The 15,180-nt window shown below is 63.1% G+C and carries 12 protein-coding genes; 9 read left to right on the top strand and 3 right to left on the bottom strand.

Features of this window, described 5'->3' with window-relative positions; genetic code table 11:
* Positions 1–190: 190 nt before the first annotated feature.
* A complete protein-coding gene (locus tag AC3A6P_RS31610; RefSeq protein WP_487696330.1) occupies positions 191–331 on the bottom strand; it encodes a hypothetical protein in 141 nt (46 codons plus the stop codon).
* A gap of 277 nt (positions 332–608) precedes the next feature.
* Between AC3A6P_RS31610 and AC3A6P_RS31605 the strand changes: the two genes are divergently transcribed.
* From AC3A6P_RS31605 to AC3A6P_RS31595, 3 genes are all read left to right on the top strand, one after another.
* Entirely contained in the window at positions 609–1,124 is a 516-nt protein-coding gene (locus tag AC3A6P_RS31605) for a hypothetical protein (protein WP_487696329.1), read from the top strand.
* 885 nt (positions 1,125–2,009) lie between these two features.
* Positions 2,010–2,981 carry an aldo/keto reductase gene (locus tag AC3A6P_RS31600; RefSeq protein WP_487696328.1) on the top strand — a complete coding sequence of 324 codons (972 nt, stop codon included), beginning with the start codon at positions 2,010–2,012 and terminating at the stop codon, positions 2,979–2,981.
* Between the two features lie 606 nt (positions 2,982–3,587).
* Complete coding sequence (locus AC3A6P_RS31595; RefSeq protein ID WP_487696327.1) at positions 3,588–4,052, top strand: Hsp20/alpha crystallin family protein; 465 nt, start codon at positions 3,588–3,590, stop codon at positions 4,050–4,052.
* 24 nt (positions 4,053–4,076) lie between these two features.
* Here the strand turns inward: AC3A6P_RS31595 and AC3A6P_RS31590 are convergent, their stop codons facing one another.
* Together AC3A6P_RS31590 and AC3A6P_RS31585 are read right to left on the bottom strand one after the other, a co-directional pair.
* On the bottom strand, positions 4,077–5,771 hold the full coding sequence (locus AC3A6P_RS31590; protein ID WP_487696386.1) for a PucR family transcriptional regulator: 1,695 nt from the start codon (positions 5,769–5,771) through the stop codon (positions 4,077–4,079).
* Between the two features lie 574 nt (positions 5,772–6,345).
* Positions 6,346–7,485, bottom strand: a complete 1,140-nt coding sequence (locus AC3A6P_RS31585; RefSeq protein WP_487696326.1) for a glutathione-independent formaldehyde dehydrogenase — start codon at positions 7,483–7,485, stop codon at positions 6,346–6,348.
* A 453-nt stretch (positions 7,486–7,938) separates the two neighbouring features.
* Here AC3A6P_RS31585 and AC3A6P_RS31580 point away from each other — a divergent pair, with 453 nt between their 5' ends.
* The 6 genes from AC3A6P_RS31580 (at position 7,939) to AC3A6P_RS31555 (ending at position 14,680) form a co-directional block, all read left to right on the top strand.
* The gene (locus AC3A6P_RS31580; RefSeq protein ID WP_487696325.1) at positions 7,939–8,235 is read left to right on the top strand and encodes a putative quinol monooxygenase; all 297 of its coding nucleotides are present in this window, start codon (positions 7,939–7,941) and stop codon (positions 8,233–8,235) included.
* A 211-nt stretch (positions 8,236–8,446) separates the two neighbouring features.
* Positions 8,447–9,595: a zinc-dependent alcohol dehydrogenase gene (locus AC3A6P_RS31575; RefSeq protein WP_487696324.1), complete on the top strand. Its 1,149-nt coding sequence runs from the start codon at positions 8,447–8,449 to the stop codon at positions 9,593–9,595.
* Positions 9,596–9,614: 19 nt separating this feature from the next.
* Positions 9,615–10,193, top strand: coding sequence for a hypothetical protein (locus tag AC3A6P_RS31570; protein ID WP_487696323.1), 579 nt, complete (start codon positions 9,615–9,617; stop codon positions 10,191–10,193).
* Between the two features lie 383 nt (positions 10,194–10,576).
* Positions 10,577–11,611 (top strand): glycosyltransferase family 4 protein, encoded by a 1,035-nt coding sequence (locus AC3A6P_RS31565; protein ID WP_487696322.1) that lies wholly within the window; start codon positions 10,577–10,579, stop codon positions 11,609–11,611.
* A 2-nt stretch (positions 11,612–11,613) separates the two neighbouring features.
* On the top strand, positions 11,614–13,815 hold the full coding sequence (locus AC3A6P_RS31560; RefSeq protein WP_487696385.1) for an amylo-alpha-1,6-glucosidase: 2,202 nt from the start codon (positions 11,614–11,616) through the stop codon (positions 13,813–13,815).
* Positions 13,816–14,119: 304 nt separating this feature from the next.
* Entirely contained in the window at positions 14,120–14,680 is a 561-nt protein-coding gene (locus tag AC3A6P_RS31555; protein WP_487696384.1) for a type 1 glutamine amidotransferase domain-containing protein, read from the top strand.
* Positions 14,681–15,180: the final 500 nt, after the last annotated feature.

The raw sequence follows: 15,180 nt of genomic DNA, 5'->3' as shown, positions 1-15,180 counted from the left end.
CGGCTGTCGTCCAAGGTGATTCGAATCGGGCGTCGTGCTCGAGTTCCCGCACGGCGGCGCCGGGCTTGCACAGCGTGATGTATGGCGCGGCGAAAATCCATTCCTGGTCAAAGAATCCCCAGTCCGCCTCGATCCAGCGGTTGAACGTGCGGACCGTCGCAACGGTGGCCTTCGCCCCCGGATGCGGCGGCTACCGCGGGCGGGACGCGTTGGTGCGCAACGCGGTCTGAATATCGAGTGCTCTGGTATCTGCGGTCATCGAGGTGCCTTCGGTCTGAGCGCGCTCGGGCACCGAGGGCAGCGCGTCGGCGGCATCGTGGAGTTTGTGCACCGTCAGATGGCCGCGCAGACGTTGACAGGGACTCTTGTGGGCGGCGGTGCTGGGTGTGTCAAGATCTCGACTGTCGTTGTTGATTCAGATTAGAGGTGTTGAGCCGCAATACTTTTACGGCTGCCAGCGCAGCTGGGCTGGGTGGCATAGGTTCCTTACTGCGGCGGGCTCGACCGCCGTTGGCGGCGGTGGTCACGGCGCTGTCGATGACCTCGGAGGCGTGGGCGTGGACACGTCGGCCGGGAATCCTCGGATGAAGTTACGTATGGTCAGGCGCATGAGTGAGTTTCGTGATGCGGTGGCGGCGGCGACTCAAGGTACGCCGTACACGGTGGTGGACACCAAGAAGGGTTTCGACGTGCAACTCGATATTGCGGATGCTCGGTGGTGGGGGCTGTGGAACCGGGCGGGTTTGAGTTCGAGCTATCGGTGGCGTGTCTCGGAGCGCTCAACGCATTTCACTATCACTGATCGTGAGGTGCAGGTGCGGTGGTTTGCCGGGGTTCCCAGTCTTGCCTTTTCCTGGGAGTTCAAGGGCGGTCGGGTTGTGTCTTTCACGCGGGAGAAGATCTGGGCGTTGTCGGATCGGGGTCGGATCGAGCCTGTGGTGGACTACAAGTTCAATTCTCGAGAGGGGCGCGATCTGATCCGTCTGGTTGCGCGTCAGTTGGGTTTGAAGGAGCGGCAGCCTCTTTCGGTGAAGTTCGTCTGGTTGTGTGTGCTGATCACGCCGGCGTTCTTCGCCGTCTACGGTGTCGTCTATCTGGTGATGCAGCTGTTGGGCGCGCGGTAGTAACCGCCGTGGGCTGTGGCCGCGAGCTCGGGGCAGGGCGCCTTTGGCGTCCTCGGGACGGTACTGCTGGCAGGCATACGCACTGCCCGCTACCGACGCACCGGTGGTAGCGGCTACGAGCTAGCGTGCTGTCTTCCCGCCGAGGTCGTGTTCCCGGACGTCGGGAATTGGGAGCACTTGTTCGACTACATCAGTGACGGGCCTGGCGCTGGAGATGGCAGCAATGTCGGATTGTTGTGCCCGGTGGTGGCGCTGCTGTGTCCGGAGCGCCCGGAGTTGGGTGGGGTGTAGTTGTGAGTGGGCTGGGACAAGCGCTGCGGCGTTTGCGGTTGGCGCGGGGTGTCGAGACCGTTGATACAGCCTGAATCAAGGGTTGGGTCTTCAGGGGGTGCCGCGTGATGGTGCGCCGCGGTGGGGTTTGGCAGTGGGGTGGGGAAGCGGCGTGATGTTTTGTGCAGCAATCAAATGTGTGCGCCATGTTGGCGGCTGCATTCGTGTCGGTAGTGCGCTGCGTTGGGTGGTGCTAGTGGTGCTCGGTCAGCCGAAGATCCTCAGCAGCGCGTAGTTGGTGGACAGGAGGATGGTGGTGGCGGTGGCCGAGCAGTCCGTAGGCGAGGGTGCGGGTGTGCCCCGCGACGACCTACGCGGGACATCGGCGCTGCTCCGCGTACGCAGCCTCCGGCGGCTCGAAACAACAGCCGCGCCGTCCCAGGATAGCTTGCCGCGTGGTGACGATCCTGGGTGTACTGCACCCATTGTGCCCACGCAGCGTGTGAATAACCTTCGAGGTGGCGACGCAGCGTCGGGGCGCACAGTCCGCTCGATGTACTCGCTGACAGTCGCGCACGACCCCCAACGTGAAAACCAATGTCTTGCAGAGGATTGATGATGAACCGAATCATTCTCGGTGGTCTCGACGTGTCAGCCCAGGGTCTGGGCTGCATGGGGATGAGCGAGTACTACGGAGCCACCGACTGGGACACCAGCATCGCCACGATCCGACACGCCATCGACGTGGGCGTCACATTCTTCGACACCGCCGACCAGTACGGCGCCGGCCACAACGAGGTGCTGCTGGGCCGCGGCATCGCCGACAGGCGAGATGAGGTCCAGATCGCCACGAAGTTCGGCATCGACCGCAGCAGCGGTGACGATGCCCGTGTTCACCGTGGCGATCCGCCTTACGTGAAGCGGTCCTGCGATGCCTCCCTGTTGCGGCTGGGCATCGACCACATCGATCTGTACTACCTGCATCGGCCCCCGCACAACGCGCAGATCGAGGACACCGTCGGGGCGATGGCCGAACTGGTCGACGCAGGCAAAGTCCGGTACCTGGGCCTCAGCGAGGTGAGCGCCGACTTGCTCCGCCGCGCCCATGCCGTGCACCCGATCGCCGCTGTGCAGAGCGAATACTCCTTGTGGACAAGAGATGTCGAGCAGGTCACACCGGTGATGGCCGAACTGGGCATTGGCCTTGTGCCGTACGCCCCCTTGGGGCGCGGGTTTCTGACCGGATCGGTACAGACAGCGACGTTGGACCCCAGCGACTTCCGCGCCCGCAACCCGAGGTTCGCCGGTGACGCCGGCCGGCAGAATCAGGTCATCGCCGACACCGTGCGCACTGTCGCGCAGCGGCTTGACGTCCTGCCGGCGCAGGTGGCGTTGGCCTGGGTGTACGCCCAAGCGCCGCGGTTGGGCATCCCGGTGGTGCCCATCCCGGGGACCCGCCACGCAGATCGGCTCGATCAAAACGTCGCATCCCTCGACGTCGATCTGGATTCCGACACCTTGGCCCAGCTGCAACCCCTCAGCGACCTGGTCACGGGCGGACGCTACGGCGAGCACGGCGTGCGGTGAGGCACGAGCCACGCCAAGCGGCCGGTGCGCGAACGGGCTGGGACGCCCCGGCGCATGACCGTCCCGCGCGTCAACGTCTCCTCGAGAAAGAAGATCCGCCGGGCTGCCGGGAACCGATGGACCACAACACTCACCGACCTGCCACTGCAGCGTCCGGCTCGAGTCAACGAACTGCCGGCGGCCCTGCCAGGGCGTGTCACACACGTGTTCAGCCCCGCGGCTGACCGAACCGTCGAGCGCGAGGACGATCTTGGCCAAGGTCTCTGAGTCGAATGGGTACGTACGCCCGGCGCCGCCGGTGTAGTCACCCCGCCAGTCGCAACGTGCAATCGGTACATCGACCCGGGGCGAGCGGAGCCCGCCCAGCGATGTACGGCGACGATGACCGCGCCGGAGATCTACTGCAGCGGAGAAGTATTGGCGACGAGCCGGAAGCGGGTATTCACGATGTTTCGGCTGGCATTCTGAGGCCCTCACCGCGCGTCATATCTGACCCGCGCGAGTGAAAGCACGGGCCGGAAATCGTCCTCACAGTGCGAGGTGCCCTGACGCTTGCGAGGGGACAGTCTTTGACACAACCACTGACTTAAGAGAAGAGGATCTGACATGACTCTATCCGTGAAGGGACCTGCTGGTCAGGCGCAGGGGCGCCCATTTCACGATTTCGACAATCTCTATGCGGAAGTGGATCGGTTGGCGCAGTCGGTTTTTGGTGACAGGAGCGGTCAAGCTGCCTGGCTGCCGTCGGCCGACATCATCGAAACCGACAGCGCATACGCCATCGAGATCGAGCTTCCTGGTGTGCGGCGCGAGGACGTCGATGTCAGTCTGAACGGCAACGAACTGGTGGTCATCGGCGAGGTCAAGGAGCGCAAGCGCGAAGGCTTCTTCCGCCGCCGGACCCGGCGCGTCGGCGAGTTCGAGTTGCGCGTCACGCTGCCAGGCCACCTCCGGGAAGCCGACGTCGAGGCGTCCTTGGCCTACGGCGTATTGAAGGTCTATGTGCCGAAGGCTGAGAACACTCAGACGAACAAGATCACTGTCAGCGAGTCGAGCGATGGCTCACCCTGAGCACCGTTCGCAGCCGGCTTCCGGTCAGCGACCAGGGTTCAGGAAGCGCCACGCCCGTGTCGCGGCGTGCAGGTTGAACCTGGTGTCGACGTTGCGCAGGTCGTGGCCGGTGAGTTCAGCGATGCGCGCCAGCCGGTAACGAAGGGTGCTGCGGTGGATGTGCAGTGCGGCCGCGGATTCGTCGTAACTTCCACCGCACTCCAGGTAATCGCTCAGGGTCATCACCAGGCCGGAGTTCTTGTTTTCGTCGTAATCCAGGAGTGTGCCCAGCCATTCGCGCACAAAGCTCTCGACCTCGCCATCACCCTGGGCGGCGTCGATGAGGCGATAGAAACTGAGTTCGTCGAACGCCGCTGCGCCTTCCGGGCTGACTGAGCGCAGGCGGATGCTCATGGCCCGACGGGCGTCCACGAAGGACTGCGGAAAGTCATCGGGCACCAAGCATCGGGAGCCGATACCGACGACGATGGTGGTCTTGCCGAGTCCCTCACTGATCGCGCGGTGCAGCGCCTGTGGATCCGGGCGGCCGTCTATGAGCAGCACGACAAGACCGGCATGGCGACCTTGTAAGTAATTCAACCGCAACGCTGTTGCTGCACGCCCGGCTGCGACTGTGAGCGTGTTGTCGGTGCGACCGACACTTTGCATGACCACCACGTAGTGGGGGCAGCGCAAGTCGTGATTCAGAGCGTCGGCACGAGCGTAGGCCCCATCCCGGTCGGTGCCTGCCAGCAGGTCATCGACGAGATCGCGGCGCAGGTTGAGTTCGATTTCCGCGACGGCTCGCTGGTGGGAAAGCTCCAGGGCCAAAACAGTGGCCCCGTAGTGCAGGGCGAACAGGTTGTCCTCGGTCACCGTATCGTCCGGATCGTTCATGGCGAGGACACCGAGGATCTCGGCCCGGGGTTGGACGAGTGTGAGCACTCGCCGCCCGATTCGTGCTCGGCCGTTTTGTGCGGCTACTTCATGCAGTAAGAGCTCGCGCTGGTCCGCCCCTTGTTTGGGGTAGGGGTGTGGTAGTCCGGGTCCGGCCCAGCAATGCAGGTTGCCGAAGCGGTCTTCGATGGCCACTGAATGGCCTGTCAGGTCCTCGAGGGCGTCGGCGATTCCTTGTTCGCCCGTACCCGCGGCCTGTGCTGCGCTCAAAGCTTCGTGCACCTTCGTCTGCCGCTGTAACTGCGCCACCGTCGCGGCTAGTTCACGGTTCGCAACCTTCAGATCGGCATTCGACTTCGTCAACTGCGCCACATCGCCGCGGTAGCGATCAAGGGTTGCGGCATGTGCCAGTGCGGCGCCGGTCTGTTGGGCCAGAATGGTCAGCAGCTGGGTTTGATCCTTCGTCGGTGCCCCGGCGGCGCTGACAATCAGGCACCCGTTGACGGCACGTCGGTGACGCAACGGGAACGCCCACCCCCACCGGCCATTGTCGACGTCAACTTGGCCGTCCCAGTCGGACCGGCGGTGCCGTTCGTTCTCGGGGTGTACTGACTGCGACGGTGGAAACCGAGTGAGTTCGCCATTCATCGACCGGTAACTGGCCTCGACCCGGCACGGCCCGAGTCCGTCAACGGCGGCGGTGGCCACTCGAATGATCTCGCCGGCGTCGGAGTCGCTGAAGTCGACGCGCGATAGGGCCGTCAAACCCGCTGATAACGTCTGCTCGATCGGGTGGGCGCGCGCGGGTGGGCTGTGCGTTTGGTCGTTCCTTGGAGTAACCATGCTCACGCCTTGCTCTCGAACGATCCGTAATCGGACTTGTTCGCTCATACATAGCCGGGAGGCATACCCAAAGCGGCGATCGCAAGCGCCCTTCCGGGCCCTAACTGCCCACCCGACATCCCCTAGTTGAACTGTACTCCGCTCGAGTGCTGACAGATCGAGTCGAATCTCAGGTGATCGGCCCGCAGTGGGCGTTCGACAACCGATATGGGTTGCCAGACTCCTTATCGGGAGCGATTTTTGGACGCGCATAGCCGCGCGAGCGCCGCTTTCCGCTGTTGTCATCGAGCTTCGGTGAGATGACCGCGGCGCAGCCCTGGGTCGATGCCGGTGGCCGAGTGTGCGGCGGTCATGACATCGGCGGCGCGGCCCTCGAGGACCGCCCGCCAGGTCGTCGCCCATCTTCGGTGTTCGGCACACGAAGCGGTCGGAACATCCTGCCGTTGAACCGGATCGAGCTGGCCAGGCGAGGTTGCGGAAAGGATCGGCCTGAGGGCGTGATGCGCGCCGCACCCCTCGCCCGCGTTGAGCCGGCCCCGCCGCCCGTGCGGCGGAGCCGCTTGGCGCATCCGCTCTATGGGTGGAGGAGGACCTTGGTCCATCCGTCGTCGCGGGCATCGAAGTGTTGGTAGCCCGACGGAGCCTCGTCGAGCGACAGTTGGTGGGAAACGATCCAGGATGGCTTGGCCCTGCCCTCATGGATCAGGTCACGAAGCTGGCGGTTGTAGTGCTTGATGTTCGCCTGCCCGGTGCCGACCTTTTGCCCCTTGAACCAGAACTTGCCCATATCGAAGGCGATTTTGCCCTCCTGCTCCAATTTGTCGGGCGCGTTGGGGTCCTGCGGCAAGAAGATACCCACCACTCCGATGTGCCCGGTGAATCGCACTGAATCGACCAACTGGTTCATGGTCATGGCCGAATTTTCCTGTCCCTGTGGGTCATGGGCTTGATAGCCAACGCATTCACAGCCCTTGTCGGCTCCCCGACCACGGGTCTGCTCAAGGACCTGCTCAACCGGATCGCCCTGGGAATCATCGATCGGAATGACGCCGATCTGTTCGGCAAGGCGCAGACGGTCCGGGTGTCGATCTACGATCATCACTTTGCTGGCGCCCTGGATCATGGCCGAGTAAGCGGCCATCAAACCCACCGGGCCGGCCCCGTACACGACGACCGAATCACCGGGCTGCATGTCGGCCAGTCGGGTGCAGTGCCAGCCGGTGGGGAAGATGTCGGCGAGCATCACGTAGTCGGCTTCCTTGTCCTGCGCGTCCTCGGGGAGGCGGAGAAGATTGAAATCGCCGAACGGTACCCGCAAATAGTCGGCCTGCCCACCCCAGAACGGCCCCATCCCGGCGAACCCGTAGGCGGCGCCGGCCATCTTCGGATCCGGATGCGCGGTCAGACAGAACGCCGTCAGACCCTCTTCACAATTACGGCAGAAACCGCAACCGATATTGAAGGGCACACACACGCGATCCCCTGGCGATACCTTGACAACCGCATTGCCCACCTCGGCAACGATGCCCAGGTTCTCGTGCCCGAGCACCATGCCCGGCTCCAGGTCGGTGCGGCCCTCGTACATGTGCAGGTCCGAGCCGCAGATATTGGTGGTGGTCACCTTCACCAGCACGTCGGTCGGATGCTCGATCTTGGCATCCGGAACATCTTTGACGACGACGTCGCGTGGTCCGTCGTACACAACTGCTTTCATTCTCGAATCTCCTACTGTCTAGTGACGTTCTGATCCGTGCTTGCCTCCTCGTAGTGTGCGATGTCGACGGGACGCCAGGGATTGGGCCGGCAAGCCGAATATTCGGAGCCCACTTCGCCCTATCAGTACGAGACCTCGGCATCATCCTGGGCTGGCGGAGACTGAGGGCCGTATCCCAGTCGGTCACCCGACGACCTGCCCGCCACTCCTCGGCGGGCCCAGCGAGACGCTGAAGTTGCCGTCCGTATCGCTGGGCGCCTCGAGCGCAATAGCGAAGCGGTCTGTGTCACCGTCCCGTGGGGTCTGCTCTTCGACGAATTTTTGGACTGCCGGGACGATGCTGTGACATCAGCCGGTGGGCAAGGTGGGTACGTAGAAGTGATTGGGACACCCCGCCTCTGCGGCAAGGTTCTGTGCTTCCAGTTGCCTGCTCGAGGAAAGGGGGTTTCAACCATGGCTACGAAAGCACTGCTGGTACGGCTCGAGGCCAAACCCGGCAAAGAACGTGCAGTCGAAGATTTTCTTCTCTCGGCGCTGCCGCTCGTCGAGCAGGAACCCGGCACCAAGCCGTGGCTCGCGATTCAGTTCGGCCCGTCGACGTACGGCATCGTGGACGCGTTCCCGGATGAGGCAGCACGCGAGGCACATCTTGGCGGCCCCGTTGGAAAGGCTCTAGCTGAAAGGGCCGACGAGCTCTTCGTCTCGCCACCTGACATCAGCAATCTTGACGTTCTCGCCAGCAAGCTCTGATGCCGCGATGCTGTTGCCGCCAGTGTTTCGTGCGGACTCCATCTGCCGATGCACGCATGAACGTAGGCAGACGAGCGCATCCGGACGCTGCGGGTAGCGCCACCTCTGGCTCTGTAAGGGCAAATCTCCCTCACCTTTTGGACACCGACCCGCTTTCCGGCGAATTGGGCGGAGTGCGCGGCGATATCCATCAATTCAACTAGGAGGCGCAATGAAAGCGATGACGTACCGCGGACCCTGCAAAGTCCGCATCGAGGAGAAGGACGTTCCGGTAATCGAACATCCCAATGACGCGATCGTGCGCGTGGAGCTGGCGGCGATCTGCGGATCCGACCTGCACCTCTATCACGGCTTGATGCCGGACACTCGGGTCGGCCACACCTTCGGACACGAATTCATCGGGGTTGTAGAGACGGTCGGGTCGTCCGTGCAGAACATCAAACCGGGTGACCGGGTGATGGTTCCGTTCAACATCTATTGCGGATCCTGCTACTTCTGTGCCAGGGGCCTCTACTCCAACTGCCACAACGTGAATCCCAACGCCACCGCGGTGGGCGGAATCTACGGCTACTCGCACACTTGTGGTGGTTACGACGGCGCTCAGGCTGAATTCGTTCGGGTGCCCTTCGCCGACGTCGGTCCGTCGGTGATCCCCGAATGGATGGAAGACGAAGACGCCTTGCTGTGCACCGACGCACTGGCGACGGGGTACTTCGGCGCCCAGCTCGGGGACATCGTCGAAGGAGACACCGTCATCGTCTTCGGTGCGGGGCCGGTCGGCCTGTATGCGGCGAAGTCCTCGTGGTTCATGGGAGCCAGCCGCGTCATCGTGATCGACCACCTGGAGTACCGGTTGGAAAAAGCCCGCAGTTTCGCCAACGCCGAGACCTACAACTTCGGCGAGTACGACGACATCGTGGTGGAGATGAAGAAGGCCACCGACTTCCTTGGTGCCGACGTCGCGATCGACGCGGTCGGTGCGGAAGCGGATGGCAACTTCCTGCAACACGTGTCTACGTCGAAATTCAAGATGCAGGGCGGATCGCCGATCGCCCTCAACTGGGCGATCGATACAGTCCGTAAAGGCGGGACCGTCTCGGTGGTCGGTGCGTACGGGCCGTTGTTCAGCGCGGTGAAGTTCGGCGATGCCATGAACAAGGGTCTGACCATTCACACCAACCAGTGCCCGGTGAAACGGCAGTGGCCGCGACTGTGGACGCACATTCAGAACGGTTACATCAAGCCCAACGACATTGTGACGCATCGCATCCCGCTCGAGCACATTGCCGAGGGCTATCACATGTTCTCCTCCAAGTTGGACGGCGTCATCAAGCCGATCGTGCTCGTCAACCAGAACTGAACAACACAAGGAGATTGATATGACTCAGGCATCAGATCGGGTGCCCGCCTACACGCCAGATCATCCTCCGGTGCCCGGGAACGACGAATTACGGGCCCGCATTGCCGGTTGGGGCGCTGACCTGAGCAAGGAGGACCGACCGTCGGTTCCCAAGCTGAAGTTCCTTGACACTGGCGCTCATTGGGACTTCCCCGAGCGTCAGCCCGAGAAGTGGCCGCGTGAGCGGTCCGTCGAGCATCGCTTCCTGACCCCCGTGTTCGGAACCGCGCAGCCACCCAGCGGGCTCTCGGGTGTCATACGTAGGTTCGCTTACAAGTTCAGCGAGGGTCGCGCGGCGCACTGGTTGATTCTGCTGTACGCGGACCGCGTCGACGCCGGCGAGCATCACCTCCGCTCGTTGCTGAGCTTGCATCCGGACAACCCGATCACCGAGACCGGCATCAAGGCCGAGTTCACCCGCAACGGCGCCCGGTCCCGGTTTGGCCGGAAGCGGGTCGACCTGAAGCACATGTGGATGGATCCGTTCATCGTCGCCGGACCGTGGATCCTGACCATCTATTTCATGAGAAGACTACTCAGGCGCAAGAATTCACGATGACATCCGCGAACCGACGGTAGCCAGATCAAGAGTTCTATGCTCTGACAGACCTTTCGAGAACATACAGTGGGTGGGTCCTGGTGGATCCGGTCGAGTTGCATCTGCGTTCCAGGCAAGCCCACTGGAATCCGCTAGCGAGCTGGCTTCGGCAGTCCGCCGGTATCTACACAAGGCTGTGCCGTAGGGTGATGTGCCGTCAGATGGCAGTTGGTTGACCTTCCTGTACCGCAATAGGATTGACGTTGCCGAGGCTTCACGGGGCGGCATCATCGTGACCTTGGTTGTGCTCGTTAGATGGCCCAATCTGACGGGACCAGCCTCGCCGCAGTTTTCCGCCTCACCGGGCCGGTGCGGTCGTAACTGTTGATTCGCATGATGAACCCATGATGACGCAGGAGCCATTGAAGGTTGGTCTGTTGGCGCCGCCTTGGGCGGCGACACCCCCGTCAGGCTACGGAGGCACCGAGTCGGTGGTGTGCCAGCTGGCGCAGGGCTTGATTGCGGCCGGACACGAGGTGGTGCTGTATGCCACTGGCGACAGCACCGCACGGGTCCCCATTGTGTACACCATGGCCACGGCGGATTGGGATCGCATCGGCCGCGGCGAGGTCGAGTTGCCCCACGTCATGGGCGGCTACGAGGCACTTGCCGGCTGCGACATCATTCATGACCACACTCTGTTGGGGCCGGCCTGGGCTCTGGCGTCCGGCTATGACCGAGTGGTCACCACATGTCACGGGCCGTTCAGCGGTGAACTGCGGACGATCTACCGCCGCTATGGAAAGCGGCTACCCGTCGTGGCGATTTCACACGACCAAGCGTCCCACGCGCCTGAGATCGCCGTGGATCGTGTCATTCACCACGGACTGGACCCCGACGAATACCCGCTGGGCGCAGGCGACGGGGATTTCCTGTTATTTCTCGGGCGAATGACCCCGGAGAAGGGGGTGCGCGAGGCCGTCTTGGCTGCACGTGCCGCAGGCGAGCCGCTGGTGATCGCGGCCAAGAACCGGGAACCCCTCGAACAGGCGTACTTTGCTGAACAAGTGTCGCCTCTGCTCACCGACGATGTGCACTTTGTCGGGGAAGTCACCGGTGATGCGAAACTGGCGCTACTCGGTGCAGCCAAGGCGCTCCTGAACCCGATCCAGTGGGCGGAACCGTTCGGGTTGGTGATGATCGAGGCGATGGCCTGCGGCACGCCAGTCATCGCCTGTCTCAACGGCGCGGCACCCGAGATCGTGGATTGCGGCAGCACCGGGTTCCTGTGCGCCGATGCCGCCGAACTGGTGAACGCGATCCACTGCGTCGACCAGTTGAACCGTGATGCCTGCCGCGCCGCAGTCATCCAGCGCTTCTCCACCACTCGGATGGTCGCTGACCACCTCGCCCTCTATCAGGACATGGTTACCCGGTGAGCGTGGTCGACGGCGAAGAAGGTGCGGCGGGCGCTTGGGCTTCCGGCACGGGCCCACCCGTGGCCGGCGACGACGGTGACGTCACACTCCTGGAAGGTTCCACGTTTTGTATCTCGGCCGGCTCGGGCGATATTCATCGCGATCGGCCACAGGGATTGTTCGTCGCCGATACCCGGATGTTGTCGTGCTGGCGGCTTGCCATCGACGGGGCGCCGGTGCAAAACCTGTCCACGATCGAAGATCCCACCGAGCCCTACCGGGTAACCTTCGTCGGCCGGACTCCGCCACGTCAATGGCTGGCGGACAGCACGATGCTGGTGCTGCGCGACAGGTTGGTCGGCGACGGGATGCGTGAGGACGTGACTTTACGCAACCTTGGCGCGGAGCCGGTCGGGGTCACCTTGTCCTTGGCCGTCGACACAGATTTCGCGGATCTCTTTGCCGTCAAAGAAGGCAGAGTACAGCCGCCGCACGGCCTGGCCGTCGATATCGGCACGGCGTCGATGGTCTTCACGTTCGCCGGGCCGGATTACACCCGCGGTGTCCAGATCACGGCCGCCATGGGGGACCCGATCGTTTCTCCCGGCAGATTCACCTTCCGGATCGTGGTGCCGCAACGGTCGCAGTGGACAACCTGCTTCGCCGTGGAGGCGTCGACCGGAGGTGATCGAATCCAGCTCCGGCACCGCTGTGGTGAACCGGTCGATAGCAGCGGGCCTGCGCAGCGACTCCAGGCCTGGCGCCTGTCGAATCCACGGATTGTCACCGGCAGTTCGGCATTTGATCGTTCTCTCGAGGTCGGTACCCGTGACCTGGGTTCACTGCAGATCGAAGATCCGAAACAGCCCGGTCATCCGATACTTGCCGCCGGGGCACCATGGTTCATGGCGCTGTTCGGACGGGATTCATTATTGACCGCCTGGATGACCTTGGGGCTGGATCCACGCTTGGCGGTGAACACTCTGCGCACCCTTGCCCGGCTGCAGGGGACTCGGGTAGACCCTCTGACGGAGGAGCAGCCGGGTCGTATCCTTCACGAGGTTCGTCTCGGCACAGAGGCGGCGTTAGCGCTGGGTGGGGGCACCACATACTACGGAACCGTGGACGCCACACCGCTTTTCGTCATGCTGCTCGCCGAGCTGGACCGGTGGGGAGCGCTTCTCGACGATGACCGACCGTCGCTGTTGGCGGCGGCCGACCGCGCCATGGCGTGGATTCTCGAGTACGGCGACGCCGATGGAGACGGTTTCGTGGAATACCGCCGACATACCGACCGTGGCCTGGTCAATCAGGGCTGGAAGGACTCTTTTGACGGCGTGAACCATGCCGACGGGCATTTGGCCGCCCCGCCGATAGCGCTGTGCGAGGTACAAGGATATGTGTATGCAGCGTTTCAGGCGCGAGCGTTCCTCGCCGACGGAGACGGTGACACTGTCCGCGCCAATCAGTGGCGCAGCCGGTCGGCGCGGCTGAAAGCGGCGTTCAACTCAGCTTTCTGGATGCCCGAGCAGCAGGCGTTCGCGATGGCATTGGATGGTGCCAAACGTCAAGTGGACTCCATTGCTTCGAATATGGGCCATTGCCTGTGGACTGGCATCGTCGACGACGACAAGGCAGCCGCAGTAGCGGCGCATCTCGCGGGACCTTTGCTGAATTCGGGCTTCGGGGTACGAACTCTTTCCACCGACATGGACGCCTTCAACCCGATGAGCTATCACAACGGTTCGGTGTGGCCGCACGACACTGCGATCGCTATCGCAGGGCTGGCCAATTACGGTTTCGTCGAAGAGACGCAACAGATTGCGTTGGGCCTTCTGGATGCGTCCGATCACTTCGGCGGGAGGCTGCCCGAGCTGTTCTGCGGGTTCTCGCGCGCTGAATTCACATGCCCCGTGCCCTATCCGACGTCGTGTTCGCCCCAGGCCTGGGCTGCTGCGTCCACACGCCTGGTGCTGCGCAGCCTGCTGCGCTTCAACCCCGACATTCCGCATGGTCAGGTCCAGCTCTGTCCGATGGTCCCGGATCGGTTACTGCCCGTGCTCATGGAAAATGTGCCTCTTGCCGGAACGCGGATGAGCATCGCCGTCGACGAAGACGGCGGCGTCGAAGTAAGCGATCTCCCCGCGGGAGTTCAACTGGTCACAGCACAACTCGGGCAATCACCCAGTGGTACCCCAGCCCAGCAGGCAGATCAAAGTCACTGAGAGGAGTGTCGCCGCGCGGGCTGCATCGGGTTGCGCAGGACCCGTCCTCCCGGAGCCACCGGCGCACTGATTACTGAGGCGTCGACCTCGCCGTTGGGTTTTTCTTGAGTTGAGAATGGGAACAGGACTCGCCCCGCCGGCTCGCGCTGAAGAGTCGATCTGGCGCTGTGACAGGCATTTGTGCGGACTCGGCTCACCGATGTCAATTGACGTCGTCGGATTCGGCCCAGCGGGACGAAGAGACGTGCGGGCTGCCAATGCCAGGGTTACTGGCGTTGCTCGAGATATGGGAGGAACCCAGGAAATGGCAAAGACATTGCAAGGCAGACGAGTTGCGATACTGGCGGCCGACGGTGTGGAGCGGATCGAGCTGGACGTCCCGCGTCAAGAAGTACAGCAGGCCGGTGCTCGGACCGACCTGTTGTCCCTACATGCGGGACAGATCCAGGCCCGGAACAATGATCTCGACGACGCTGGCACTTTTGACGTTGACCGGGAGGTTTCCGACGCGTCGGTCGATGACTATGACGCCTTGCTTCTGCCCGGTGGCACGGTCAATCCCGACAAGCTTCGGACCGACGAGCGAGCGGTCGCGTTTGTGTGCGATTTCGTGAGTTCGGGTAAGCCGGTCGGGGTGATCTGTCACGGACCGTGGACGCTCGTTGAGGCCGGTGTTGCCAAAGGTCGCACACTCACGTCCTATCCGAGCATCCGGACGGACCTGCGCAATGCCGGTGCCGAAGTCGTCGACGAGGAGGTCGTCATCGACGGGAACCTGATCTCGAGTCGCTCACCCGACGACCTCCCAGCGTTCTGCCGGACGATCGTGGAGCAGTTCGCCAAGGCGCCGGCACCTGCTTCGTGACCACACGTGACAGGCGTTGCGGGGTGCGGCACGTAGAGTGATCAGGGCATTCACTCGCTGAAACATCCTCATGTGCTGAAGCATTCGGCGTGGTCAGCCTCGGTGGTATACGCCTCCGTCCGCGCAGGACAGGCTTCGGCCTCTGTGTTTCCACCGCGCCTGGCACTGACACCACTGTGGTGCTGCCAGGACGAATCGGAGCCGGGATTTTCGGCTGTCCGGGCGCACGCATCGACGGCTACGGATCGCCAGACTCTATGTGTGGGAGCGACTTACGAGCGGCACCGCGACAAGCGGCTGTCGAGGCTTCTGTTGAACACGTGCGACATCTGGGAGTAGCGATGGCTGAATATCCGACGCTGGTGACCTCGGCGGTTCAGCTCGACGAGCCCGCTCTTCAGGCAAGCGCGATCTTTGGCCGGCTACGGCGCGTTCTCGGGTGTCATCGTCGGCGCTCTGATTGGCCTCCTGCTCTACACGATGCGGGGGGGTCGACGCGA

The sequence above is a fragment of the Mycobacterium sp. Soil_C_30 genome, from assembly GCF_057656995.1.
Note: the sequence above shows the minus strand (reverse complement) of the source record. Positions and strands in the feature narration are given on the sequence as shown.